Below are 23,215 nucleotides of genomic sequence, written 5' to 3' on the forward strand. Positions count from 1 at the left end.
ACCGATGCGTTCGACGCTGACTCGCGGTGCCGCCACCGCGCTCCTGCCCACTCTCGGCATGCTGGTCCTGGCCGGCTGCGGCGGGGACGACACCGGCAGCAGCGGCACCCCCTCACCGAGCGCCCCGGCCAGTACGCCGACGTCGACGCTGCCGACCAACACCCCGACCCCGGGCTCGCCGAACACGAGCTCCCCGTCGAACACCGCGGACCCGTCCGGTGAGACGGCGGACGTGAAGATCGACGTCACCGTTGCCAACGGCAAGGTCAACCCGAGCGGCGCGACGATCAAGGTCAAGGCCGGCCAGACCGTGCTGGTGACCGCGCTCAGCGACGCCGACGAGGAGCTGCACATCCACGGGTACGACAAGGAGCTGGAGCTCGCCCCGGGCAAGCCCGCCTCGGTGAAGTTCACCGCGAACATGAAAGGCACCTTCGAGGTCGAGACCCACAAGAGCGGCAAGCTGGTAGCCAAGCTCGTCGTCTCGTGATGCCAGTACTGATGCCGCGACTCCGTCGCGGCGGGTCATGGGGCTGGAACTCCCGTCCTTCCCTCGTCGCTCCGGTCGCTACGCTCCCTCCGCTCCTCAGTCCAGGACGGGAGGCCCCATGACCGCCCAGCTCCTACCTCTGCATGGGATCGGCGGCCGGCAGGATCTGCCGGTTCCGTTCGGGCTGGCGGTCGGTGGGGCCGCAGTCGCGGTGGCGGTCTCGTTCGTCGTCCTCGGGCTCGCCTGGCGGAGCCCGAAGTACCGCGGCAACGCCTCCGGCAGGCCGTTGCCGGCCGCAATCACCCGGACGGTCGACGCGGGCTGGTTCCGCTGGCTCGTACGGCTGATCGGCCTGGCGATCTTCGGCTACGCGATGGTGTCGCTGGCGTTCGGCGTGGACCGGCTGACGAACCCGATCTTCGGATTCATCTACATCCTGGTCTGGGTCGGACTGGTGCCGATCTCGATCGTCCTCGGCCCGGTCTGGCGCACTCTGAACCCGCTCCGCACCCTGCACCTGCTGCTCTCCAAGCTGCTCCGCCAGCCGCCCTCGAAGGGGCTGCTCGAGATGCCGCGCTGGGCCGGACTGTGGCCGGCCGCACTCGGCATTCTCGCGTTCACCTGGCTCGAGCTCGTCGCCCCGGACCGCGCCACGATCCCGGTCCTGCAGGCCTGGATCGCGTTGTACGTCGTGATGCAGATGTTCGGCGCGATCCTGTTCGGCGACCGGTGGTTCGCGCAGGGCGATCCGTTCGAGGTGTACGCCTCCTTGATGGCACGGCTGTCCCCGTGGGGCCGCCGTACCGACGGTGCCCTGGTGGCCCGCCGCCCCCTGGAGAACCTCGACGGCCTCAAGCCGCAGCGCGGGCTCGTCGGGATGGCGGCCGCACTCCTCGGCTCCACCGCGTACGACGGCTTCTCGAACTCGTCGTCCTGGATCGGCTGGGCCCAGAACCAGGACATCTCGATGACGTGGCTCGGGACCGGCGCGCTGATCGTCTTCATCCTGGTTGTCCTCGGCACGTACTCCGGCGCCACCGTTCTCGCCGGCCGCCTCTCGAGCAGCTCCCGGTCCGCGCTGCCCGGCCTGTTCGCGCACTCGGTCGTACCGATCGCCTTCGGGTACGTCGTGGCGCACTACCTGACGCTGTTCATCCTGGAGGGCCAGCGGACGCTGATCTACCTGAGCGACCCGCTGAGCAACGGCGCGAACATCTTCGGCACCGGCCTGCTCGCGGTGAACACCGGCATCACCAACCACAGCACGCTGATCGCGGTGATCCAGGTGCTGGCCGTGGTCTGCGGGCACCTGCTCGGTGTCATCTCGGCGCACGACCGCGCGGTCGCCCTGTTCCCGCGGGCCAAGGCGCTCGCCGGGCAGCTTCCGTTGCTGGTGGTCATGGTCGGCTACACCTGTGCCGGCCTGCTCCTATTGTTCTCGTCATGACATTCACCGTGTCCGAGCGGTCGGCCCTCCGCGATGCGCTGGTCGCGGCCGCCCGGTCGGACGACAACATCACCGGCGCGGCGTTGACCGGCTCCGCGTCGGTCGGTGCCGAGGACGAGTGGTCGGACATCGACCTGTACCTGGGCCTGGCCGCCGACGCCGACCAGGAGGCAGTCCTGGCGGACTGGACAGCGGTCATGTACGCCGAGCACGGCGCCGTACACCACACGGACGTACGGTCCCGCGCGACGGTCTACCGCGTGTTCTTCCTGGAGTCGACGCTCCAGGTGGACATCGCGTTCGCGCCGGCGGCCGAGTTCGGCCCGATCGCTCCGACGTTCAAACTGCTCTTCGGTACAGCCGTGGAGCAACCGTTGCGGACAGCGCCGGCGCCGGTCGACCTGATCGGCCTGGGCTGGCTGTACGCATTGCACGCGCGGTCGAGCATCGCGCGCGGCAAGGCGTGGCAGGCCGAGTACATGATCAGCGGCGTACGGGATCACGTACTGATGCTGATGTGCGTACGGCACGACGTACCGCACTCGCAGGGACGCGGGCTGCACTTGTTGCCTTCGGCCCTTGCTGCGACCGTGGAGCCGACGCTGGTGCGCTCGCTGGAGCCCGACGAGTTGCGGCGGGCGTTCCGTGCGAGTGTCGACGTACTGCTGACCGAGGTCGAACACGTCGACGACGCGCTGGCGATCAGGCTTGCTGGTCCGCTTCGGGCGTTGACTTAGGCAGGCTGCGGCTGGTCACGACCAGCAGGATGAACGCGATCATGCCGACGATCAGGTGCGAGTTGCCGGGGATCGACTGCCAGAACGTCCAGCCGAGCTCCCGGTCGTCGCGGTACGGGACCCACCAGATCGAGCGCAGCACGAACAGCCCGTAGAACAGCACGCCGGTGACCACCGCGGGGTTGAGGCCCCAGAGCCGGTTCACGCCACGGATCAGGCTGACGCCGAGCGGGATGATCCACACCCAGTGGTGACTCCACGAGACCGGCGACGCGTACAGCACGGCGAGCGCCGTCACCGAGATCGCGGTGACGCGCTCGTCGGCGAGCCAGTACTTGCGGGCCAGCCAGAGCGCGAGCAGCCCGAACACCACCGACACCACGAACCAGACCGGCTGCACCCAGCTCGCGTCGTCACCGAGCCGGTGCAGGAAACCGTTGAACGACTGGTTGCCGGTGTACGCGAGCCCGCCGACCCGGTTCGCGTCGAGGATCACGTCGGTCCAGTACCGCCACGACTGGTGCGGCACGATCGCGAACCCGATCGCCATCGTTGCCAGCAGCCCCAGTACGGCGTTGCGCAGCGCCCGCCACTGCTTCGTCACCACGAGCAGCGCGAGGAACGGCAACGGCGTGAGCTTGATGCCGATCGTGACACCGACCCAGAACCCCCGCAGCCGGGTGTCCTTCGGCCGGACCAGGTCCAGCAGGATCATTGCGGTCAGCAACAGGTTGATCTGGCCGAACTGGATCGTCTGCCAGACCGGCTCGAGCAGCAGCGACAGCAGCGTCAGCGCGACCAGCACCGCCGTCCGCTTGCGCTGGGTCACGAACGACCAGAACGTCTTGGTCAGACTCGTCCGCCACAGCGCGGTGATGCACAGCACCGAGAGGGTCGTCCACGCCACCAGCGCGACCCCCCACGGTACGGCGGCGAGCGGCACCATCGCGATCGCCGCGAACGGCGGGTACGTGAACGGAAGGTTCGAACCGCCGGGCAGCTTCGCGTCGTACAGCGAATCACCGTGCAGCAGCACCGAGCCGCCCATCCGGTAGACGCGCAGGTCGATCATGCCGCCGTACAGGTGGGTCATCCAGGCGCCGACGGCGACGAGCGCGGCGCAGGCGAGGACGGCGATGACGATGCTGCGCCCGGTGGGGCGGGTAGCAGCGGTTGCAGGGGTGGTCACGGTCACGTCAGGTCGGCTCCGAACAGGTCTTCCAGCGCTCGCCGGGTCTCGTCGTACTCGGTGTGAAGCAGGGCGGTCATCCCGACCGACCGGGCGCCGTCGACGTTCAGCTGCAGGTCGTCGACGAACACGCACTCGGCCGGCTCCAGGCCGATCCGGCCCGCCGCCAGCCGGAAGATCTCGGGCTCGGGCTTGCGCAGCCCGACCTCACCGGAGATGACGATGTCGTCGAACATGCCGTCCCAGGTGTCGCGCGGATAGGTGTTGCCCCAGGAGTTGGACAGCAGCGCAGTCCGGATGCCGTGCTCGTTCGCGCGACGGACCAGCGCCGCCATCGCGGGCTGGTGCTCGAAATGCGCGAACATCCGCTCGATCAGTCCCTCCGCGGGGACCGGCGTACCGTCGCGGCGGACCAGCAGCGACGCGAGCTTGCGCTCGAAGTCCGGGACCGCGATCTGGCCGCGTTCGAGCGCATGCACCGGGTTGAGCTCAGCGGTCGCTGCGGTCACCTCGTCGGACGGGAGCCATTTCAGCACCGCTTCGAGGTACGAGTCGAAGTCGAAGTCGTCCAGCTCCGCCCAGCGCCGCAGCGCCGGTTCGAGGCCGGAGGTGAGGACGCCGCCCCAGTCCACCAACAGACCACGGGGTACCGCACGCACCTCAACCATGGCGGCAAGCCTACTCAGGCCGTGGAGGCGCTCACCGTCCCCACCCTGGTTCTCACTCGCTGTGTCCGCCGCCCTGTGTCAGTGGGCGTATTCGACGTTCACGTCGCCCGAGGAGGTCCGTGCCGTGATCGTCCGCGTCGACTGCGGGTCGGTCTTCACACTCGCGGTCTCGTCACCGGACGACGTCTTCGTGTCGACCTGGTACGCCTCGTCGCCGGCCGGGATCTCGATCGACACGTCACCCGAACTCGTCTTCGCATCGATCGACTGCGGCGCGACCGTGAACTCCAGCGACGTACTGCCCGAACTGGAGTGTGCCGTGACCGCCGGCGAGGTCAGCCCGTCGGCCTCGATCCCGCCCGAACTCGTCTTCAGCTCGAGTTTCCCGCCGAGGTCGTGGGCCTCGATCCCGCCCGAACTGTTCTTCAGCTCGGCCCCGCCCTCGATCCCGGAGACCGTCAGCTTGCCACTGCTGTTCTCGACCTTCAGCTGTACGTCGCGCGGCACGGTCAGCACGTAGCTCGTCTTGCACCCGAACGACAGGAACCCGCAGCCGCCGCTGTTCAGCTCGAGCTTGCCGTCGCCGGCGTTGAACTTCTCCTTCGGGTCCGAACCGAAGACGCTCCGCTCGGACTGCCGGTCCACCTTGATCTCGGTGCCGTCGCCCGGCCGGATCTCGACGTCCGCGGAGCCGCCCTTCACCTCCAGCGTGCTGCCGTGCAGCGTGTAGCTGCTCTGGCCGGATCTGGTGCCGTCGGTCAGCCCGGTGAGCGCCCAGTAGGCGCCGCCGAGGATCAGGGCGACCGAGATCGCGATCCCGTACCGGCGCTGCGGGCTCATCGAGCCGTGCGGGCGGCTCTGCACATCAGACATACCGTCACCCTGGCAGATCCGTCCGCCGCAGCGCGTCCGGATATCCCCCGGATCGACCCTGAGCTTCAGGGCGTGGGATCGGAGTCACGCCCTAGGCGGTCTTCCCGGCCGGGACGGTGTGGAAGGCCTCGGCCACCTCGGCGGCGAGTTGCTGGAACGCCTTGCGGAGCTTGCTCGACTTCGCCGCCTCGGCCAGGCTGCGCCCGTGCGCCATCGCGGCGTCCGCGGCGCTCAGGTCGTACGGCAGCAGGACGGCATGGTCGATGCCCGCGTACTGCCGGAGGGCGTTCAGGGCCGCTTCGCCCGGCGAGCCGCCGAGCGCCCCGGAACGGAGCCGGTTCACGACCACGCGGACGCCGACCGACGGGACGACGGCGCGCACCTCGTGGACCGCCCGGATCAGACGCGTCAGGCCGACCGGGTCCGCCGTACCGACGACGATCACCTCGTCGGCCTCCTCGAGGGTCGACACGGTCGCGCCGTTGCGCCGCGGGGCGAGCGAGTCGAACGAGATCTCCTCGTCGGTCTCGATGCAGAACCCGGCATCCACGACGGTCAGCGGCGCCAGCGTCCGCGCGGTCGCCCAGATGGACTCGACCGCAGCGGGCCGGAGCTCCGTCCAGCGGTCGGCGCGGCTGAGGCCGGACAGCACCAGGAGGTGCGGGTTCACCTCGCGCGCGTGCCGGGCGAGCATGACCGTGTCGAGCGAACCGTTCGACGCGGAGCGCGCGGCCGCCGCCAGCCCGGAGGTCTCGTCGAGCATGCCGAGCATCTGCGCCACGGTCCCGCCGTACACATCCGCGTCCGCGAGCAGGGTCGGTACGCGGCGCAGCGACAGCTCGCTGGCCAGGTTGACCGCAACCGTCGTCCGCCCGGGCGCGCCGGTCGGGCCCCAGACCGCGATCAGCCGGCCGGTGCCCTGCGGGAACGCCGGCGGCCGCGGGTTGGCCGCATCCTCCGGGGTCAACGGCACGAATCCGCCCGCGAAGTGCGAGCTGGCGACCGGCGGGCCGGACTCGACCGCGTCCGCGACCGCGCGACCGAGATCCGCCGGGCTGACGTCCGCAGGCAGGATCCGCTCGATCCCCATCCGCGCCAGCCGGTCCTCGGCGCCGAACGGAGCGCCGGTCTCCAGCGGGTCGACCAGAGCGAGCACGACGATGCCGCGGGCGTGCAACGCGGCGACGGCGTCCGACGAGAGCCTGGGCAGCGCGTCGGCGATCAGCACCGCGCGGGCCTGACCGCTCGCGGCGGCGGCCATCACGTCGGCGATGTCCACACAGCGCCGTACGACCCGGATGCCCTGGGCGTGCTCGGTCCGCCGTACGACGTCTGCCTCCCAGGAGGCGCCGGTCACGGCCAGCAGGACCGGAATCGACATCAGCCGGCCTTCCGGACCAGGGTCGGCTCGCCGACGCTCATCGCGGCCAGTGCGGAACCCAGATGGGTCAGATCGCTCTTCGCCAGGTCCACTGTCACCTGTCTGCGCGCGGACCCGCCGGCAACCCCCTTCACCGAGTCGACCTGCAGGACGCGGACGCCGGTCCACAGCTGCGAGGCGGGCCTGCCGCCGTCCTTGGGCACCACCCAGACATCGACGACGTCGCCGACGGCGGTGTCCGGCGGCAGGTGGCCGGTCGCGACCGACAGCGGCAGCTCGGTGCGATCCTGGTCGGACTTGGTGACGGCGGCGTCCTTCGGTACGAACTCGCCCGGCCCGACCGTCCGGCCGACCACCAGGCCCTTCAGGTCGGCGTCGGCCGACAGGTACCGCTCGGAGTCGTTGCTGCTGGTGAAGCGGACCCGCACCGTGGTCAGGTCGTCGTCGGTCAGCGGACTGCCGATCCGGAGCTCGTGCTTGGCCGCCCAGATCGTGGTCGTGTCGTCCGCGGACGACAGCAGTTTGGCGCCCGCCAGCGCGGTGACCGCGACGAGCAGCACGCCGAGCACCAGGCGGCCGTCCTTCCAGCGCGCCTTCCGGTTGCGCTGCGCCGGAGCAGCCGGCGCCCCGAATCCGCTTCGCACCTGTGTGTCGACCACGTCGTCTCCCCAGTCGATGGATCGCTTCGCTTTGCCTGATCGGTTGTCGGCGGACATTCTGCCTGGTCGCCGAGCAGGCCGTGAACAGTCATCCACAGGCTGTCATGGCCTGGGGACAAACTCGATCATCCACCCGCCAACCATGGCAAACTGAAGGAACCAGCCACTGTGCGAAGGAGTACGACGATGCCGAGTCCCCGTTTCCTGCAGCTCGCCGACGTCGCCGAGGTCCTGAACATCTCAGCCAACCAGGTGTACGCCCTCGTCCGCCGCGGCGACATCCCCGCGGTCAAGATCGGCGGCCGCGGCCAGTGGCGGGTGGAGTCGACCGAGCTGGAGAAGTACATCGAACGGCTCTACACCGAGACCAAGAGCTTCATCGACAACCACCCGTTCGGCGAAGAAGCAGAAACCTCCGAAGACGCCCACCTGTAGCCCACCGCAACCCCGGCGAGCTGGCGCCGGGGCGGGCTGCCGGTCAGCGGCGGCGGAGGGCTCGGAGGGCGTGATTGGGGACCAGGCGGACGTTGTAGACCTCGCTCCGCCGGCGTGGAGCGTCCAGCGGATGCTCCGCCAGTTCGAGGAAGTCGGCGCCGACCCGGTCGATCGTCCCGGTCACCGGCCCGCCGCCACTGCAGAACAGCGTCACGGGTGAACGGTCCCGGGCGATCCCGCGCAGCAGATGCGCCAGCCCGAGCTTGCCCTCGACAGCGCCGACAGCCGGCTCCGCCCACGGGCCCAGCCGGTGTACGGCGAGCAGCGCCTCGACCGGGATCAGCCACTCCTCGTACCGCTCGGTCTCGATCAGCAGGCAGTCCTTACCGACCCGGCTGAGCATCCCGCGGACGGGGTCGGCGTCGTTCACCTCGACGCGTACGACCGTGTTCACCGCCCCGCGCATCCGGTCGAGCACGGTGATCTTCCCGACCTCGGCCCGGATCCGGTCGGCCACCTCGCCGTACAGGTCACCGTCCTGGAGCGCGTCGAACTGCGACTCCAGGTCCGCGAACAACGCATCCCACCGCATGACCGTGAACCTACCGGTCGCGGGTAGCGCCGTCACCCTGCGCAGCCGAGGCCGACGCAGCGTGGGTCAAGGACTTGCAAAATCGACCTAGTACCGGTCTATAGTGGTCAAGCCAACGCAAACTAACGCAAACTCATAGGTCGGGAGCAAAGCGGGATGAACGCGATGATCCGGGTGCTCAAGGGCACTGTCGCGGTGCTCGCCCTCGCCGGCCTCGGCCTGTTGCTGCGGTGGATGACCGCGGGCTCGATCACCGGCCTGCGGACGTACGACCTGGACTCGCTGACCGTGCTCGCGGTCGGCACCATCGCCTGGATCGCGTACATCTGGCTGGCGCTGGCCGTCGTACTGACGGTTCTCGAGCAGATCCCGGGCGTCGTCGGCTCGTTGGCCGGTGCGATCGCCGGGCGGATCACGACGAAGACCGCCCGCGCGCTGCTCCGCTCGGGCCTCGGCGTCGCCGCCGTCACCCCGCTCACGATCGGCGCTGCCCACGCCTCGCCCGCCGACTCCGCGCACGTCCGCCAGGTGACGCAGACGAACCCGCAGTCAGCCGCGCTCGGCAGCGGCTTCCGCGCCACCGAGCCCGCCTCGACCATCCACCTCGGCGCGCCCCAGCAGGCCGGCTTCGGCGCCACCGAGGCGGCCTCGACCCTGGAAGTCGGCGGCAACAAGCCGGCATCGCGGCAGGAAACCAGCACCTACCGCGCAACCGAAGCTGCCTCCACCCTCGAGGTCGGTGGCGCCGAGGCGGCACCCCGGCAAGACGCGGCCGACCGCCGCTCGGCCGAAGCCGCCTCGGGCCTCGACGTCGGCGGCAGCAGCACGCCGCAGCAGGGCACGAGCCGGCTGGGCGACTTCCGCGCGACCGAGCCGGCGTCGAGCCTGGAGCTCGGTGGGGCCACGAGCGAGACCCAGCGCACCGGCGCCGACAACACCGGCAACACCGACGACGCCGCGCGCCAGCAGCAGACCGATGACTTCCGGGCGACCGAGCCGGGCTCCAAGCTCCACCTCACCAGCCCGACCCCGTCCGGCAAGCCCACCCCCGGCCACCCCACCCCCACCCCGAGCCGCCCCACCCCCACCGCCAAGCCGACCACCCCCGCTCAGCCGAAGATCTCGGACTCGGGGCGTGTGCCGGAGGGGAAGGCTGGTTCGTCGGAGCAGCAGACGACGGGCGGACGCGTTGGCGTACCGGACCGGCCGACCGACGGGGCGCCCACTCGGTACACCAGCCTGCGCCCGAACGTCCCGGTGAGCGTCGTCGTCCGCGCCGGTGACTCGCTCTGGAGCATCGCCGCCCGCGAACTCGGCCCGTCCGCGACGAACGAGGCGATCGCAGCCCGCTGGCACGACTGGTACGCCGCGAACCACCACGTGATCGGGAACAACCCCGACCTCATCCTCCCCGGGCAGGTCCTCCGTACCCCGCCCATGTCCAACGGCGACCACCTCCCGCCTCACGACCAGGAGCAGTGACATGAGCCCTCAGCACAGCGTCACACCGGACGACCTCCAACCCCCTGCTCCCCGCATCGTCCGCACCACGGACACCCCTGGTACGGCGGACCAGCCCAGTGCGCCCGCTGCACACGCATCCACCACCAGCCCGATTTCAGCGCCGCACGCAACGGAGGCTCCCATGGCCGTCAGCCCGCTCCCCAAGACGGACGAGTTCCCCACCACCCCCCAGCCGGCACCCCGCCGCCTCGCCGCGGTCGACGCACAAGCCCACGACGCCGCGCAGGTCGAGCGCGCCGCGCAGGGTGCCGTGGAGGCGCAGGACGTGGTTTCGGCGCGTGGGGCGGAGGTGGGTGGGATGTTCGAGGCTGTGACTCGGCCGCGGTTGTGGTCGGTGCGTGGGACCGGCGAGCACTACGTGCCCCCGACTGCTCGGTACGCCGGTGAGCTGACCGAAGGTGCCCTCGCCCTCCGACTGCACGCAATCACCCGCCTCGGCGTCGCCTCCGCCCCCGAGGCGAGCACCACCGCACCCGCCCCGGTCGCACGCCAAGCCGCCGGCCAGCCAGACGCGGTGCCTGGGCGGACTGACGGAGCCCAGGCACCGCTCAAGTCCATCCCCAAGTCCACCCCCGCCGCCCGTAACAAGTCCACCGCCACCAAGACCTCCGTCCGTACCAAGTCCACGTCTGCCTCCGGGGCTGGGGTGGTTGTGGGGCGGCGGGGGGTTGGGGAGGCGCCGGCGTTGCCGGAGGTTCGGGCTTGGGGGGCTCGGCTGGCGCAGGCGGTTTCCGAGGTGCTGGCCGGCGACCGGCCGATCTCGCAGCTGGTGCGGTTCACGGACGAGCAGGTGTTCCAGGACCTCAACCGTCGCGTCCGCCTGCTCGGACTCAACTCCACCGCCGGTACGCGAGGTGCGAAGGAGAAGAGCGCGGTCCGTTCGGTACGGGTGTTCATGCCGGAGCCGTTCATCGCCGAGGTCGCCGCGCACGTACGGCACGGTGAGCGCTCCCGCGCGGTCGCCTTCCGCCTCGAGGTCCGCCGCAACCGCTGGGTCTGCACTGCCCTCGAGCTCGGCTGATCGCCCGAACGACAGGTAGTGCACCTGCGGAACGGTGTACGCACCAGCCGCCCCACGCTCAGGTGTACTAGCCGCGCAACCACCACCTCCTGTCCTTAGAGCACCTCCGGCTCCGAACTCTTCGGCGGAGTGCAGCGTCTTAGATTGCGCAATTCGATTGTGCTGCCGCTGTCATGAAGCCGGGGCTGCGGCGGCGTACGGTGACCGGGATCGACTGTTCGGGGAAACGGGTGGGTCTGTGAGCACAACTGTCACACCGCTGAACGAAGCGTGGCGGATCGGTCTCGACGAGCTGACCGCAGCCGAGCGCCAACGGGTGCTGCCGGCCGTCCGTCGGAAGCGGTTGAGCGAGCGGTTCCGCGTCCTGTACCCGCTCGCGATCCGGTACCACCGGGCTGCGAAGCGCCTCGAGTGGATGCGGTCCAGCACGCCGTACGCGCAACTGCACAACCCGAACGACCTACCGGTGCGGATCAAGCGCCACAAGTCGTTGCTGCTCAGGCAACTCGGCGAGACCGAGATGTGGATGCAGCACAACAAGGTCACCAACCTGAAGCTCGCCTGCGCACAGGTGGACGGGCTGATCATCCGGCCGGGCGAGACGTTCTCGTTCAACAAGATCGTCGGCAACGCGACCCGCCGCAAGGGGTACCGGAAGGGCATGCGGCTGTCGAACGGGCGGGCGCGGCCGGGCATCGGCGGCGGCATCTGCCAGCTCGCGAATCTGCTGCACTGGATGGTCCTGCATTCGCCACTGACCGTGACGCAGCGATCCACGCACAGCTTCGATCCGTTCCCGGACAACGGGCGGGTATTGCCGTGGGGCGTCGGCTGCAGCATCGTCTACAACTACGTGGACCTGCAGTTCCGCAACGACACGGACCAGACGTTCCAGCTGCACGTGGGCGTCGGCGACCGTTACCTGGAGGGTGAGATCCTCGCGGATGTCGCCGCCGCGTCGTCGTACCGGGTGTTCTCGAAGGGCGAGCGGTTCCTGCGCGTCGGCGCGGACTACTTCCGCCGCAACGAGATCTGGCGGACGGTCATCGATCGCCGTACGGGTACGGCGCTGCGCGACGAACTGATCCGCGAGAACGTTGCCCTGGTCAAGTACTTGCCGGTCGACGTCCCGGTCGTCGACGTCGTACTCCCCAGCAACACCGTCGAACGCTCCGCGTAGACGGTGTCAGTGCCTCGCGACGGGATTCTGTCGGTGGCAGGTAGCACACTGGCCAGGTGACCGTCCTCATCGAGGAGCCGTACCGGGAGCGCCAAGCGCTGATCCCGGGCGCTCAGGTGTGGACTCGTACGGCGTTGGGCGGGGAGTTCCGGATCCTGCCCGACGGTTGCATGGATCTGCTGCTCACCGATGACGAGCTGATGGTGGCGGGCCCGGACAGTCAGGCGTGGACCGGCGTCTCCGACGACCGCGGGACGCAGTACGCCGGGCTCCGGTTCGCGCCCGGCTCGGCGCCCGATTTCCTGGGTGTGCCCGCGCGCGAGTTGCTGAATCAGCGCGTCCCGCTGAGCGACCTGTGGTCCCCGACCAAGAGCAGGCAGCTCCGCGACCGGATCCTGACGGCGCCGAACGCGTCCGAGGCGCTCGACTTCGAGGTCGCCAAGCTGGCCGCGACCCCCGCGGACGGCCTGGCCCTCCAGGTGCTGCGGAGCGTGCGTGCCGGCCTGCTCCGCGGAACCGCCGGAGTGTCGCGCCTCGCCGGGACAGTCGGGCTGAGCGAGCGGCAGCTGCACCGCCGGTGTCTGGACGCGTTCGGGTACGGGCCGAAGATGCTCGACCGCGTGCTGTGGATGAACGTCGCGCTCGACCAGGCCCGGACCGGGATCTCGCTCGCCGACGTCGCAATCCGCCACGGGTATGCCGACCAGGCGCACTTCACCCGCGACGTCAAAGCCCTCACGGGTGTGCCGCCGAGGATCCTGCTGGGCTGACACACTGCTGTCCATGACCGAGGTCGGTACGGTGACACTGCGGCACAACCCGCTCAACGCGGTGACGGCGAACGTCGAGCGGATCACGTACGCCGACGGCCGCACCGCCGTACGCAAAGAGCTTCGCAAACCGGTCTCCGAGGACGGCCCGTGGGCCGCGTCGACCGATCCGCGGCACTGGAACTACTGGCGGCGCGAGCTCGAGGTCTACCGCGACGACGAGCTCCGCAACCGGCTCGCCGACGCCGGGCTGCTGCTGCCCGCCGCGGAGGTCGACGAACGTGCCGACGGCGCCACCCTCCTGATGGAGGACATCGCCGGTACGCCGGGCACGCACTTCAGCCTTGCGGAACACGCAGCGCTCGCGCGGGCGTGCGGCCGCTGGCAGGCGTACCCCGCCGCCGAACGATCGTGGACCTCGACCGGCTTCCTCCGCGACTACTCGACGACGCGCGACGTCCCGTGGCACCTGATGACCGATGACGCCGCGTGGCAGCAACCGCTGATCCGCGACACCTGGCCGGCCGATCTGCGGCAAGCGTGGACCTCACTCCTGACACACCGGGACGAACTGCTCGACCTCGTCGCCACTCTCCCCCGCGCCCGGTGCCACCTGGACTTCTGGGCCTCGAACGTCATCCAGCGACCAACCGGTGAACTCGCCTTGTTCGACTGGTCGTTCCTCGGCGACGGCGCACTCGGCGAAGACATCGGCAACTACATTCCGGATGCGGTGTTCGACCTCTTCTGGCCCGCGGAGCGGATGCGTGAACTCGCTGAGACCTGCATCGCCAACTACCTCGACGGACTGCACGAAGCAGGCTGGCGCGGCGACCCGGACCAGGTCCGGCTAGCGGTGATGGCGTCCGGTGTGAAGTACGCCTGGCTGCTCCCCGGCCTGCTCGGCCGCGCATCCGACACAACTCACAACGCCTACCACCGCGAGGCCGACAGCCACCACTTGTTCCACCAACGCGGCCAAGCGTTGCTGTTCGTAGCCAAGTGGTGCACAGAGGCACTCACCCGAGCACGACGGTGAACCCTCCCGGACGGACGACGGCACGCGCCGGGTTGCCTTGGGCAACCAGCCTGCCTGAGGCGTCGTAGGTGTAAGCCTTGCTGCCCGGCACGCTCACCGTGCGCGGATGAGTGTCGACGCTGGCCAGCAGCGTCGCGTCACCGATCTGGACGCGGCTGATCAGCGGGATGAGGAGCAGCGCATCGATCTGCGCCGTGCCCGTGGCCTTGGCGGTCAGAGATGTCGCACCGGCCGGCAGTGGCGTGGTGAGCGTCAACGGTTGCAGGGCGCCGGGTGCCGCCGAGATGCCCTGGGCGCCACCGCGGTGATCGAGGGTTCCGAGAGTACGGCCGTCCGCCGTCCACCGCGTCCGGGCCGCGGCCTCGGTCAGGTTGACCACCGGCAGCACCAGCCGCGGCTGAGTTGCTGCAGGCAACGTCCAGGTCGCGGTCGCGCCGAGCGCGAGGTAGGAACCGTTGCTCCATTGGGATTCACCGGTCCAGGCGGACGGCGGCGTGACGACCTGCCCGCCCGCGGCCGACTCTCCCTCGACGATCTGCAGACCGTCGTAGGCCGGAGCGCCCGACAGCCGAGCGACGCCCGGGTTCGCGTCGAGGGCGAGCATCGAGAGCTGGCCGTGGATGGTGGACTCGGCGCCGGAGTTGCGGTTGATCACGCCGTCGCCCGAGACGCCGTCGTACGTACGGCCGGTGGTCGCGTCGTACATCGGCGCACCGGCGTGGTTCGCGCCGAAGTACCACGCGGCGACGAACGCGGCGAGGTGCTGCTGACCGAGCGCGAGAACCGCCTGCAGGCGGGCGTCCACGCCGTACGCGATCTGGGACCGGTCGATCGGAGTCGGAAGCCAGCCGTTGTCCGGGCCGCCGGCGGTGAGCAGGAGCGGGGTGAAACCGGCGGTGTCCCCGATCGCCGGTCCGAGCAGGTCGCGCGCGTCGAGGGCCGCCGCGGCCGCCGCGAGTGCGGACGGCATCTGCGCGCCCCATGCGTGCCAGTCCGAGATCGACTCGCCCCACGGCAGGATCGCGCGGAACGGCCACTCGCGCATCGAGCCGGCGCTCATCCGCGCGATGCCGTCCGCGAAGTGGCTCAGCGCCCGCCGTGCTCGTGCGGATCCGCCTGCCGAGACGTACGCCGAGAGTCCGAGGACCGCTTCGGAGGTGGCATCGGCGCCGTTGACGATCAGCCACGCCGGGAGGCGCCGGCCGTCGACGATGTTGTACTCGCCGTACCGCACGAGGACCTGGCGTTCGAAGGCCGTGAGCGCAAGCTCGAGGCGTTCGCCGAGGAAGGCGGCGAAGGCGCGGTCCGTACGGCGGAACACGGCGTACCCCTCGCCGAGCGCCCAGACGGTGCGAGCCAGCCAGTACGACGGGCCGGAGTCGGACGGGTCCGGCAACTCGACCGGGTCGGCGCTCGGGTTGAGCGTGCCGTCGGGCTGCATCCACAGCACGACGTTGCCGTTCGGCGATTGCAGGAAGGTGAGCGCCCGGAGGAGCCCACGCGCGGCATCGAGTGCGGCGCTCCGACGGAAGAGTGTCCAGTGCCGCAGGTACACGACAGCGGCGCGGGCGATGTCGTCGGCGTTGTACGCGCCCTGCCCGTACGTGTTCGTCGACGGATCGTAGGTGCCACCACCGATCCGCTTGTACGAGCCGTCCGCCTGGTGATCGGCGTACGTCCACAGCACGCCGACCGGGCCCGCGCCGTACGTCGTGTGCCCGGCGGTGGCAGGTGGCGTGACCGACGTCCGGAGATAGTCGAGATGTCCTAAGTTGGAAAGGTGCTTGGTGCCCGCGGGTGCGGCCGGTGCGGCTGCGTGCGCGAGCGACGAGGCGGGCAGCAGTGCGGCCGAAAGGGCGCCGCCCAGAACGGTTCTGCGAGTGGGAGTCATGAGCGGCGCTCCGATCAGCTACCGGCGAGCAGGGCTCGGCGGGTCAGGCGTTGCGGGTCAGGCGGGCTACGCCGATGGCGGCGTCGGCCATGCCGTAGAAGACGTAGTGGGTACCGTCCACTTCCTCGATCGCGGTCGGAAACACTACGTTTCCGACGGTTCCGACTTTTTCCTCATCGGTTTCCGGGACCATCAGCGGCTCGGCCGTCCGGGCGACGATCCGGGTAACGTCTTCCGGATCCAGGACGAGGGCGCCGGCGGCGTAGCAGACCTTCTGGGTGGTGGGATCGAAGCCCTCCGGCTGCTCGCCGGTGACACCGTGATGGATGACGAGCCAGCCCTCGGGGACCCGCAGCGGCGCCGGGCCGGCGCCGATCTTCAGCTCCTCGAACGGGTACTCGGGCATCGCGACCAGCCGGTGGTTACGCAGGTGGACGAGGTTCCGCAGGTCCTCCTCGACGGCCGAGACCGGAACGAACGAAACCCAGATCCCCGGCCGGTCGTCGGTGACGCCGGCCGGCAGGTGCACGCCCTCGCCCTCGCGGAACCAGCCGAGGTCCCACATCGGCCGGTGCAGCATCGCGTACGACGGTTCGCCGTCCGGGCCCGGTACCGGCTCGGGGAAGAAAACGGTGTCCTTGTTCGGGAAGAGGTTCAGGTCGGTGTCCAGGTCGGCCTGGTACTCGAAGTGCAGCGGCCCGAGTCGCCGCCACTCCCGCAGGTCGGACGACACCGCGAGCGCCGGCTTCGGACCGAGCGGACCGTACGCGACGTACGTCATCACGTGCAACCCGAGCGACGGGACGTACGTCACCCGCGGGTCCTCCACGCCGGCGTTGTTCGTGCCGCGCTCCCAGCCTTCGTCCGGGGCGAGCACGACGCCTTCCCGGCGGACGCCGACCGGCACTCCGTCGGCCAGCTCGACAGCGGCTAGCCCGACCCTCGACACGTTGCCGGCAGCAACCAGCCGGGGAAGGAGGTACAGCCGGCCGTCGGGGGTGTGCCCGGTGGCCGGGTTCAGCACGCCCTCCGCCTCGAGCTCGTTGCCCGGCTCGGCCGTCATCAGCACGCCGACACGGGTCAGGGTGTAGGGAAAAGTCACGAGAAGCCCTTCAGGAGTTAGCCTTTGACGCCGGACGACAGGTTCGTCGAGATGAACCGGCGCTGGAAGATGATGAACAGGGCGACCGCCGGCGCAGCGAGCACGCAGGCCCCCGCCAGTACGGCGCCGAACGGGTTCGCGGCCCGCGCCGCCACGGTGGTCAGGTAATTCGACAGCGAGACCGCGAGCGGCTGCAGGTTCTGCTGCTTGGTGATCAGGAACGGCCAGAGGAACTCGTTCCACGGCCCGATGAACGTCAGCAGTACGCCGGTCAGCAGCGCCGGCCGCACCAGCGGCACGGCGACCCGCCACAGAATGGCCAGCTCGGACGCCCCGTCGATCCGGGCCGCGTCGAAGAGCTCGGCCGGCAACTGCAGGAAATACTGGCGGAAAACGAACACCGCGGTCGAGTTGATCAGGAACGGCAGCGTCATCCCCAGGTACGAGTCGGCCAGCCCGTAGCTGCGCACGATCAGCACGTACAGCGGGATCGTCAGCAACTGGAACGGCACGACCTGGATCAGCAGCATCAGGTTGAACACGAGCCCGCGGCCCCGGAACTGCAGCCGCGCCAGCGCATAGCCCGCGAGGACGCCGAACACCAGCGTCCCGAGGATCACCCCGCCGGTGAAGATCCCGGAGTTGATCAGCGACCGGCCGAGGTGGATCGACTGGTTGATCTCCGAGTAGTTGTGGAAAGTCAGGTTTCCGGGATTCGGAAACGCGCCGGAAACGGACGGATCCGGTTCCGCCTGCAGCGAGCCGATCAGCATGTAGTAGAAGGGAAACAGGAACACGAAGGCGCCGACCAGCAGCGCGACGAACTTGCCCTTCACGAGTCCTCCCTCCCGACGAACCGGCGCTCGATCAACGCGAGCAGCAGGACGCCGATGACGAGCAACACGCCGATCGCCGAGCCCACATCAGGATTGCCTTGCTCGATGCCGCGCTGGTACATGATCAGGACCGGCGACGCCGACGCCCCGTCCGGTCCACCGCCCCCGGTCAGCAGGTACGGCTCGGTGAACAAGTTCGCCCCGGTGACCGTGGCCACCAGGACGACGAGCGTCGTAGCCGGCCGCACGCCCGGAACAGTCACGTTCAGGAACGACTTCCACCGTCCGGCGCCGTCCATGGACGCGGCTTCGTACAGGTCCTTCGAGACGTTCTGCAGCGCGGCCAGATAAAGCAGGATGAAGAACCCGAGCTGTTTCCAGGTCACATAGATCGCGACCGTCGGCATCGCCAGCCCGGAGTTCACCAGCCAGGACGGATCCGGCGCGAGCGGGCCGAGCACGGAGTTGACCAGACCGTTGGAGTTGAACAGGAACAGCCAGACCCCGACCACGGCAACACTCGCCGTCACGTACGGGACGTAGTACGAGACCCGGAAGAACGTCCGCCACCGGATCGCCGCGTTCAACGCGTTCGCGAGGCCCAGCGACAGTACGACGGTCAGCGGGACGTTGATCACCAGGAAGATCAGTACGTTCCCGAAGGCCCGCCGTACCGCCGGATCCGACAGCACTGTCACATAGTTGTCGAAGCCGACAAACGGCCGCGAGACGATCGCGCCCGGCGCGGTGAAGAAGTAGTCGTGGAACGACATGTACACCGCGAACCCGAGCGGATACGCGAACACCGCGGCCAGAAACACCACGTACGGCGTGACGAAGGCCGTCCCGGCCGGATGCTCCCCGAGCACCCGGCCGAGCGGACCACGACGACTCATGACTGCTTGACGAGTTGGTCGACCTTCTGGGCGGCGCCGTCGAGGGCTGTGCCGACGTCTTGCTGGCCGAAGATGACCGACTTGGAGTACGCGTCCCGGAACGTCTGCCAGATGGTGATCGAGTTCGGCACGTTCGGTACCTCGACGGTCCGCGACGCCTGGTCGGCGAACAGTTTGTAGTCGGGGTTCTTGGCGAAGTAGTCGGCGTACGTCCCGGAGACGTCCTTGCGCAGCGGCATCTGCCCGGTCGCGGCGAGGAACTTGCCGTCTTGTTCCTTGCTGGTCGCGAACTTCAGTACGTCCCACGCCGTCCCGCGGTTCTTGCAGGCGGAGTACATCGCGACGTTCTTGGCGTCACTGAAGGTGTGGATCTCGTTCGCGGGCTTGCCGGACGACGTCGGAACCGGTACGACACCCCAGTCGACCTTGCCCTTGTACGAGGCGATCGCCCACGGACCGACCACGGCCATCGCGGCGGTGCCGTCGACGAAGGCGTCTCCGGTGTACTTCTCCTGCGAGGCCAGCTTGTCCTTGTACATCGTCCGCCAGAAGTCGGCGACCTTCTTGCCGTCGTCGGAGGCGAACGTCGCCTTCCCGTCGGAAACGAACTGCTTTCCGCCGGTTTCCGCGGCGTACAGCGGGTAGAAGTCGAACCAGGACTGGAAGAACTCGTTGCTCGGCGCCGGGTAGATCGCGAACTTCGCGGCCTTCGAGGCGACCACCTTCCGGGATGCGGCGAGGAACTCGTCGTACGTCTTCAGCGACGGATCCGTGATGCCGGCCTTCGCGAAGATCTTCTTGTTGTAGAAGATCATCACCGGGTTCGACTTCCAGGGCAGCTGGTAGTACTTGCCGTCGGACGACTTGTACTGCTGCGCGACGTCACCGGAGCGGTCCTCGATGTACTGCTTGCCGTCCGCGAAGCTGTCCAGCGGTACCAGCCCACCCTGCTTCTGGAACTGCGAGACCGAGGCGGGCGAGGTGTTGAAGATCAGGCAGGGTGCGTTCCCGGCCGTGATCGCGGCGCCGATCACCTCCTCCGACGACTTGCCGGTCGGGATCTCCTGGGCGGTGATCTTCTGATCGGCGTGCTCGGCGTTCCAGGCCGCGACCATCTGCTTGCCCCAGGCCACTTCTTCGGCGTTGTTCGAGTACCAGATCGTGATCGGGCCACGCGCCTTCGCCGCGGCGTCGGCGTCACCAGCGCCGCCGCCACTGTTCCCACAGGCGACGAGCGAGCCGGCCAGTACGACGGCCAGCAGTCCAGCTTGCAACTTCATCAGGGTCCTCCTAGGCAGGGGCAGCGGTCGAGCGTCGTACGACGAGCTCCGCGGGCGGGAGCTCGACATCGGGTACGCCGGATTCCCCGTCGACGACCCGGTTGAGGGTCTGAGCCGCCGCCGCGCCGAAGCGGAACGGGTCGGCGCGGACCGTGGTCAGGCCGGGATGCACGTACTCGGCGAGTTCGCTGTCGTCGAAGCCGGCGACGCTGAGGTCGTCCGGCACGGTCAGCCCGGCCGCCTGGGCGGCGCTCAGGCCCGCGATCGCCATCCGGTCGTTCGCGTAGACGACGGCGGTCGGCGGTTCCGGCAGCGCGAGCAACCGCCGGGTGGCCTCGATCCCGCCGGCCGCGGTGAAGTCGCCCGCCTCGACCGCCACCGGCTCCAGCCCGGCCGCGGCCAAGGTCTCGACGAACGCGGCGGACCGGGCGGTCGCATGCACGAACGTCTGCGGACCGGCGACGTGCGCGATCCGCGTGTGCCCGAGCCCGACCAGGTGCTCGACGACCGCGACCGTTCCCGGACGGTCGTCGAGAGTGACGGCCGGGAACGGCGACTCCCCATCGGGACGGTTCAGGGTGACCGCCGGGATGCCGAGCTCGACGAGCAACTCGATCCGCGGGTCGTCGTGCCGGAGGTCGGACAGGAACACGCCGTCGACCCGTGCGTCCTGCGCGAGCCGCCGGTACCCGTCCGCCTCGGAGCCGTCGGCGACCACTTGCAGAACCAGCGCCTGGCCCTTCGTGGACAGCACGCTCTCGACGCCCGCGATGAACGCCGGGAAGAACGGGTCCGAGGACAGCACCGCCGGGTCCCGGGTGATCACCAGGCCGAGCGCGAACGCCTTCGAGACCGACAGCGACCGGGCCCGGTTGCTCGGCCGCCAGCCGAGCTCGTCGGCGGCGGCGAGGATCTTGTCGACGGTCGCCTGGGCCAGCCCGGGCCGTCCGTTGAGGGCGAACGAGACCGACCCCTTGGACACGCCGGCCCGGCGCGCCACATCCGCGATCGTCGGCCGTTTCGTCACCAAACGCTCCTTTAAACCGGTTTAAACAGCATTCAAACCGGTTTAAAGGCCGCTCGTCAAGAGCTGAGTGTCAAGACAGGAGAGCGCAGCCGTCCAGGATGTGACCTCTGGTCGACAGGGCGACGATGTCGCCGGCCGGGTCGACGGTGCCGACGACGTGGCCGCCGGCAACGAGCCGGAACGCCGGCGCGCCCAGCCGCGACTGGTACGCCGCCCTGATCCACGCCATCGAGTGGCCGCCGAAGTCCAGCGTCGCGTGACCGTCCGGATAGGTGGTGATCGCGCCGGGGCCTCCGTTGTCGTAGGCGATGGTGGCCCCGGTGTTCAGGTTCGTCAGGCTGTTGACGAGCGGGCCGGCCACCCGGGTACTGATCGACCCGTCGGCATTGGTCGTCCGACTGACGACGTACTCGCGGTCCTCGATCACCCCGATGTGGATCGGGAAACCACACACGTCCGTGGGGATGTCGGCCGGGACGTTGTGGACCGGCTCGCGATCACCATCGCCTACTGCCTGTGCAGAGCTCGTCGTGCCCGCGATCAGGGCCGCCACGACGCCGAGCCCCAAAGTTGCCGACCGAAAAATTCGTACGAGAGTCATAATATATGGATATCATACGGACATGCTCAGTCACCGCACGCCGGACGCCATACCAATCGCATCCGGACTGGCTGCGCGAGGTCGTGTGCGACCGGCTCGAGCTGTCCGGTGTCACCGTGGTCTGCCACGACTGGGGCGGTCTACTGGGCCTGCGGCTACTGGGTGAGCAGCCGGACCGGTTCCGCCGGGTCGTCGCGACGAGCACCTCGCTGCCGACTGGCCGCGTACGACGCACCGTTCCCGGATGAGCGCTACCTGCAGGGCGCACGGCAGTTCCCGCTGCTCATCCCGCTCACTCCGTACGACGAGGCGACCGTACCGAATCGCAAGGTATGGACCGTACTGCGGACCCTGTCCATCCCCTTCCTGTATGTGCATGCCGATCACGACTACGGGGTCGGCGAGGGACGGGCGATGCTGCGCGAAGCGGTTCCCGGCGCACCGGAACTCGTCCTCGAGAACGCCGGCCACTTCGACCTGGAGGACCGCGGGCGCGAGTTCGCGGATGTCCTCAGCAGATTCATGGGCCGAGTCGGAGGCAGTGCGCAGTGCCGCGCTATCTGGCGGCATTCGCGCACTTGTTTGCAGGTTTCCCTTGACCTGAGCGCCGGTTCGTCGCTTAACTTGATCGGCAGTGACGCACCCAGCCGGTAGCAGGCCGACGGCCTGAAATCCGGTTTTCCGGCGCCAGGGTCGGTGAGAGGACCCGAGGCGGGGTCGCGTCCCCGGGACCGATGGAGCAATCGTGTCCAGACTCACCCGCCGCCTGCTTTTCGCAGCCGCGGCCACCGCCCTCGCAGTCACCGTCCCTCTCCTCAGCCGGACCTCCGCCGACGCGGCCGTGACGCTGCCGCCGACTCACGCGAAGTTCGACTACCAGATCGGCGGCGCGTACACCCCGCCCGCCGGCGTCCAAGTGGTCACCCGCGACCGGACCGCCGCGCCGGCGGCCGGCCTGTACAACATCTGCTACGTCAACGCCTTCCAGGTCCAGCCGGGCGAGCAAGGCGACTGGGCCGCCGACCTCCTGCTCCGCGACGCGGCCGGGAACCTGGTCATCGACGAGGACTGGGGCGAGCCGCTCCTGGATCTGCGGACCGCGGACAAGCGGAACCGGATCGCTGCCAAGGTCAACGGCTGGATCGACGGCTGCGCCACCAAGGGCTATCAGGCGATCGAGCCGGACAACTACGACAGCTACACGCGGTCGAAGAAGTTGCTCACCGCAACGCAGGCCGAGGCGTACCTGACGCTGCTCGCCGGCCACGCCCACAGCAAGAGCCTGGCCATCGGCCAGAAGAACACGGTCGAACTGGCCGGTGACCGGCAGGCCGTCGGCCTGGACTTCGCGGTCGCCGAGGAATGCGGCCAGTACGACGAGTGCGGTGACTACGTCGATGCCTTTGGCAACAACGTGATCGTGATCGAGTACACCGACAAGGGCCGCCGGACGGCGTGCTCGCAGTACGGCGGAACGCTGTCGATCGTGCAGCGCGACGTGGACGTGTCGGTCCCGGGTGACTCCTCCTACGTCCGCAAGACCTGCTGAAACTCCCTTCCTGCACCCCTTCTGGAGA

At 69.2% G+C, this 23,215-nt stretch carries 25 protein-coding genes; 12 read left to right on the forward strand and 13 right to left on the reverse strand.

The window, feature by feature from the left end; genetic code table 11:
- Window positions 1-4 precede the first annotated feature (4 nt).
- The 3 genes from ACGFI6_RS05465 (at window position 5) to ACGFI6_RS05475 (ending at window position 2,674) form a co-directional block, all read left to right on the forward strand.
- On the forward strand, window positions 5-490 hold the full coding sequence (locus ACGFI6_RS05465) for a cupredoxin domain-containing protein (RefSeq protein WP_393115428.1): 486 nt from the start codon (window positions 5-7) through the stop codon (window positions 488-490).
- 118 nt (window positions 491-608) lie between these two features.
- Window positions 609-1,937 (forward strand): hypothetical protein, encoded by a 1,329-nt coding sequence (locus ACGFI6_RS05470; RefSeq protein WP_393115429.1) that lies wholly within the window; start codon window positions 609-611, stop codon window positions 1,935-1,937.
- Window positions 1,934-2,674 carry a nucleotidyltransferase domain-containing protein gene (locus tag ACGFI6_RS05475; protein ID WP_393115430.1) on the forward strand — a complete coding sequence of 247 codons (741 nt, stop codon included), beginning with the start codon at window positions 1,934-1,936 and terminating at the stop codon, window positions 2,672-2,674. Before ACGFI6_RS05470 ends, ACGFI6_RS05475 begins: the two co-directional genes overlap by 4 nt.
- On the opposite strand, the gene ACGFI6_RS05480 is transcribed toward ACGFI6_RS05475, so the two are convergent.
- The 5 genes from ACGFI6_RS05480 to ACGFI6_RS05500 form a co-directional block, all read right to left on the reverse strand.
- A complete protein-coding gene (locus ACGFI6_RS05480; RefSeq protein ID WP_393115431.1) occupies window positions 2,640-3,869 on the reverse strand; it encodes a glycosyltransferase 87 family protein in 1,230 nt (409 codons plus the stop codon). The genes ACGFI6_RS05475 and ACGFI6_RS05480 overlap by 35 nt on opposite strands.
- Entirely contained in the window at window positions 3,866-4,531 is a 666-nt protein-coding gene (locus ACGFI6_RS05485) for an HAD family hydrolase (RefSeq protein WP_393115432.1), read from the reverse strand. Before ACGFI6_RS05485 ends, ACGFI6_RS05480 begins: the two co-directional genes overlap by 4 nt.
- Before the next feature lie 78 nt (window positions 4,532-4,609).
- Window positions 4,610-5,404: a DUF4097 domain-containing protein gene (locus ACGFI6_RS05490; RefSeq protein WP_393115433.1), complete on the reverse strand. Its 795-nt coding sequence runs from the start codon at window positions 5,402-5,404 to the stop codon at window positions 4,610-4,612.
- Between the two features lie 91 nt (window positions 5,405-5,495).
- Window positions 5,496-6,785 carry a CpaE family protein gene (locus tag ACGFI6_RS05495; protein ID WP_393115434.1) on the reverse strand — a complete coding sequence of 430 codons (1,290 nt, stop codon included), beginning with the start codon at window positions 6,783-6,785 and terminating at the stop codon, window positions 5,496-5,498.
- On the reverse strand, window positions 6,785-7,444 hold the full coding sequence (locus ACGFI6_RS05500) for an SAF domain-containing protein (protein WP_393115435.1): 660 nt from the start codon (window positions 7,442-7,444) through the stop codon (window positions 6,785-6,787). The genes ACGFI6_RS05495 and ACGFI6_RS05500 overlap by 1 nt, the downstream gene beginning before the upstream one ends.
- A gap of 186 nt (window positions 7,445-7,630) precedes the next feature.
- Here ACGFI6_RS05500 and ACGFI6_RS05505 point away from each other — a divergent pair, with 186 nt between their 5' ends.
- Window positions 7,631-7,879 (forward strand): helix-turn-helix domain-containing protein, encoded by a 249-nt coding sequence (locus tag ACGFI6_RS05505; protein ID WP_393115436.1) that lies wholly within the window; start codon window positions 7,631-7,633, stop codon window positions 7,877-7,879.
- A 43-nt stretch (window positions 7,880-7,922) separates the two neighbouring features.
- On the opposite strand, the gene ACGFI6_RS05510 is transcribed toward ACGFI6_RS05505, so the two are convergent.
- On the reverse strand, window positions 7,923-8,471 hold the full coding sequence (locus tag ACGFI6_RS05510; protein WP_393115437.1) for a hypothetical protein: 549 nt from the start codon (window positions 8,469-8,471) through the stop codon (window positions 7,923-7,925).
- 156 nt (window positions 8,472-8,627) lie between these two features.
- Between ACGFI6_RS05510 and ACGFI6_RS05515 the strand changes: the two genes are divergently transcribed.
- The 5 genes from ACGFI6_RS05515 to ACGFI6_RS05535 all read left to right on the forward strand — a co-directional run bounded on the left by ACGFI6_RS05515 (window position 8,628) and on the right by ACGFI6_RS05535 (window position 14,005).
- The gene (locus tag ACGFI6_RS05515) at window positions 8,628-9,953 is read left to right on the forward strand and encodes a LysM peptidoglycan-binding domain-containing protein (protein WP_393115438.1); all 1,326 of its coding nucleotides are present in this window, start codon (window positions 8,628-8,630) and stop codon (window positions 9,951-9,953) included.
- A 163-nt stretch (window positions 9,954-10,116) separates the two neighbouring features.
- The gene (locus ACGFI6_RS05520) at window positions 10,117-11,016 is read left to right on the forward strand and encodes an Rv3235 family protein (RefSeq protein WP_393115439.1); all 900 of its coding nucleotides are present in this window, start codon (window positions 10,117-10,119) and stop codon (window positions 11,014-11,016) included.
- Between the two features lie 238 nt (window positions 11,017-11,254).
- Window positions 11,255-12,196 carry a VanW family protein gene (locus tag ACGFI6_RS05525; protein ID WP_393115440.1) on the forward strand — a complete coding sequence of 314 codons (942 nt, stop codon included), beginning with the start codon at window positions 11,255-11,257 and terminating at the stop codon, window positions 12,194-12,196.
- Between the two features lie 56 nt (window positions 12,197-12,252).
- Window positions 12,253-12,966, forward strand: a complete 714-nt coding sequence (locus ACGFI6_RS05530) for a helix-turn-helix domain-containing protein (protein ID WP_393115441.1) — start codon at window positions 12,253-12,255, stop codon at window positions 12,964-12,966.
- A gap of 13 nt (window positions 12,967-12,979) precedes the next feature.
- A complete protein-coding gene (locus ACGFI6_RS05535; RefSeq protein WP_393115442.1) occupies window positions 12,980-14,005 on the forward strand; it encodes an aminoglycoside phosphotransferase in 1,026 nt (341 codons plus the stop codon).
- On the opposite strand, the gene ACGFI6_RS05540 is transcribed toward ACGFI6_RS05535, so the two are convergent.
- From ACGFI6_RS05540 to ACGFI6_RS05570, 7 genes are all read right to left on the reverse strand, one after another.
- A complete protein-coding gene (locus ACGFI6_RS05540; protein WP_393115444.1) occupies window positions 13,986-15,896 on the reverse strand; it encodes a hypothetical protein in 1,911 nt (636 codons plus the stop codon). The two genes, ACGFI6_RS05535 and ACGFI6_RS05540, sit on opposite strands and share 20 nt — an antisense overlap.
- A 43-nt stretch (window positions 15,897-15,939) precedes the next feature.
- A complete protein-coding gene (locus ACGFI6_RS05545) occupies window positions 15,940-16,998 on the reverse strand; it encodes a glycosidase (RefSeq protein WP_393115445.1) in 1,059 nt (352 codons plus the stop codon).
- Between the two features lie 17 nt (window positions 16,999-17,015).
- Complete coding sequence (locus tag ACGFI6_RS05550) at window positions 17,016-17,834, reverse strand: carbohydrate ABC transporter permease (protein ID WP_393115447.1); 819 nt, start codon at window positions 17,832-17,834, stop codon at window positions 17,016-17,018.
- On the reverse strand, window positions 17,831-18,730 hold the full coding sequence (locus tag ACGFI6_RS05555; protein ID WP_393115448.1) for a carbohydrate ABC transporter permease: 900 nt from the start codon (window positions 18,728-18,730) through the stop codon (window positions 17,831-17,833). The genes ACGFI6_RS05550 and ACGFI6_RS05555 overlap by 4 nt, the downstream gene beginning before the upstream one ends.
- Window positions 18,727-20,010: an extracellular solute-binding protein gene (locus ACGFI6_RS05560; protein ID WP_393115450.1), complete on the reverse strand. Its 1,284-nt coding sequence runs from the start codon at window positions 20,008-20,010 to the stop codon at window positions 18,727-18,729. The genes ACGFI6_RS05555 and ACGFI6_RS05560 overlap by 4 nt, the downstream gene beginning before the upstream one ends.
- Before the next feature lie 10 nt (window positions 20,011-20,020).
- Window positions 20,021-21,037: a LacI family DNA-binding transcriptional regulator gene (locus ACGFI6_RS05565; protein ID WP_393115452.1), complete on the reverse strand. Its 1,017-nt coding sequence runs from the start codon at window positions 21,035-21,037 to the stop codon at window positions 20,021-20,023.
- 70 nt (window positions 21,038-21,107) lie between these two features.
- Window positions 21,108-21,638, reverse strand: coding sequence for a hypothetical protein (locus ACGFI6_RS05570; protein ID WP_393115453.1), 531 nt, complete (start codon window positions 21,636-21,638; stop codon window positions 21,108-21,110).
- A gap of 5 nt (window positions 21,639-21,643) precedes the next feature.
- Here ACGFI6_RS05570 and ACGFI6_RS05575 point away from each other — a divergent pair, with 5 nt between their 5' ends.
- The 3 genes from ACGFI6_RS05575 (at window position 21,644) to ACGFI6_RS05585 (ending at window position 23,187) form a co-directional block, all read left to right on the forward strand.
- Window positions 21,644-21,886: an alpha/beta fold hydrolase gene (locus ACGFI6_RS05575; RefSeq protein ID WP_393115454.1), complete on the forward strand. Its 243-nt coding sequence runs from the start codon at window positions 21,644-21,646 to the stop codon at window positions 21,884-21,886.
- Window positions 21,801-22,292 carry a hypothetical protein gene (locus ACGFI6_RS05580; RefSeq protein WP_393115760.1) on the forward strand — a complete coding sequence of 164 codons (492 nt, stop codon included), beginning with the start codon at window positions 21,801-21,803 and terminating at the stop codon, window positions 22,290-22,292. Before ACGFI6_RS05575 ends, ACGFI6_RS05580 begins: the two co-directional genes overlap by 86 nt.
- A gap of 91 nt (window positions 22,293-22,383) precedes the next feature.
- The gene (locus tag ACGFI6_RS05585) at window positions 22,384-23,187 is read left to right on the forward strand and encodes an endo alpha-1,4 polygalactosaminidase (RefSeq protein WP_393115455.1); all 804 of its coding nucleotides are present in this window, start codon (window positions 22,384-22,386) and stop codon (window positions 23,185-23,187) included.
- The last annotated feature ends 28 nt before the right edge of the window (window positions 23,188-23,215 follow it).

The sequence above is a fragment of the Kribbella sp. NPDC048928 genome (genome assembly GCF_043197975.1).
Classification (GTDB): domain Bacteria; phylum Actinomycetota; class Actinomycetes; order Propionibacteriales; family Kribbellaceae; genus Kribbella.

Excerpts from the sequence above, each read along its gene's own strand:
- ACGFI6_RS05465 (WP_393115428.1), top strand. The coding sequence starts at position 5 with ATGCGTTCGACGCTGACTCGCGGTGCCGCCACCGCGCTCCTGCCCACT.
- ACGFI6_RS05470 (WP_393115429.1), top strand. The coding sequence starts at position 609 with ATGACCGCCCAGCTCCTACCTCTGCATGGGATCGGCGGCCGGCAGGAT.
- ACGFI6_RS05475 (WP_393115430.1), top strand. The coding sequence starts at position 1,934 with ATGACATTCACCGTGTCCGAGCGGTCGGCCCTCCGCGATGCGCTGGTC.
- ACGFI6_RS05485 (WP_393115432.1), bottom strand. The coding sequence starts at position 4,531 with ATGGTTGAGGTGCGTGCGGTACCCCGTGGTCTGTTGGTGGACTGGGGC.
- ACGFI6_RS05490 (WP_393115433.1), bottom strand. The coding sequence starts at position 5,404 with ATGTCTGATGTGCAGAGCCGCCCGCACGGCTCGATGAGCCCGCAGCGC.
- ACGFI6_RS05495 (WP_393115434.1), bottom strand. The coding sequence starts at position 6,785 with ATGTCGATTCCGGTCCTGCTGGCCGTGACCGGCGCCTCCTGGGAGGCA.
- ACGFI6_RS05505 (WP_393115436.1), top strand. The coding sequence starts at position 7,631 with ATGCCGAGTCCCCGTTTCCTGCAGCTCGCCGACGTCGCCGAGGTCCTG.
- ACGFI6_RS05510 (WP_393115437.1), bottom strand. The coding sequence starts at position 8,471 with ATGCGGTGGGATGCGTTGTTCGCGGACCTGGAGTCGCAGTTCGACGCG.
- ACGFI6_RS05515 (WP_393115438.1), top strand. The coding sequence starts at position 8,628 with ATGAACGCGATGATCCGGGTGCTCAAGGGCACTGTCGCGGTGCTCGCC.
- ACGFI6_RS05520 (WP_393115439.1), top strand. The coding sequence starts at position 10,117 with ATGGCCGTCAGCCCGCTCCCCAAGACGGACGAGTTCCCCACCACCCCC.
- ACGFI6_RS05535 (WP_393115442.1), top strand. The coding sequence starts at position 12,980 with ATGACCGAGGTCGGTACGGTGACACTGCGGCACAACCCGCTCAACGCG.
- ACGFI6_RS05540 (WP_393115444.1), bottom strand. The coding sequence starts at position 15,896 with ATGACTCCCACTCGCAGAACCGTTCTGGGCGGCGCCCTTTCGGCCGCA.
- ACGFI6_RS05555 (WP_393115448.1), bottom strand. The coding sequence starts at position 18,730 with ATGAGTCGTCGTGGTCCGCTCGGCCGGGTGCTCGGGGAGCATCCGGCC.
- ACGFI6_RS05560 (WP_393115450.1), bottom strand. The coding sequence starts at position 20,010 with ATGAAGTTGCAAGCTGGACTGCTGGCCGTCGTACTGGCCGGCTCGCTC.
- ACGFI6_RS05570 (WP_393115453.1), bottom strand. The coding sequence starts at position 21,638 with ATGACTCTCGTACGAATTTTTCGGTCGGCAACTTTGGGGCTCGGCGTC.
- ACGFI6_RS05575 (WP_393115454.1), top strand. The coding sequence starts at position 21,644 with ATGGATATCATACGGACATGCTCAGTCACCGCACGCCGGACGCCATAC.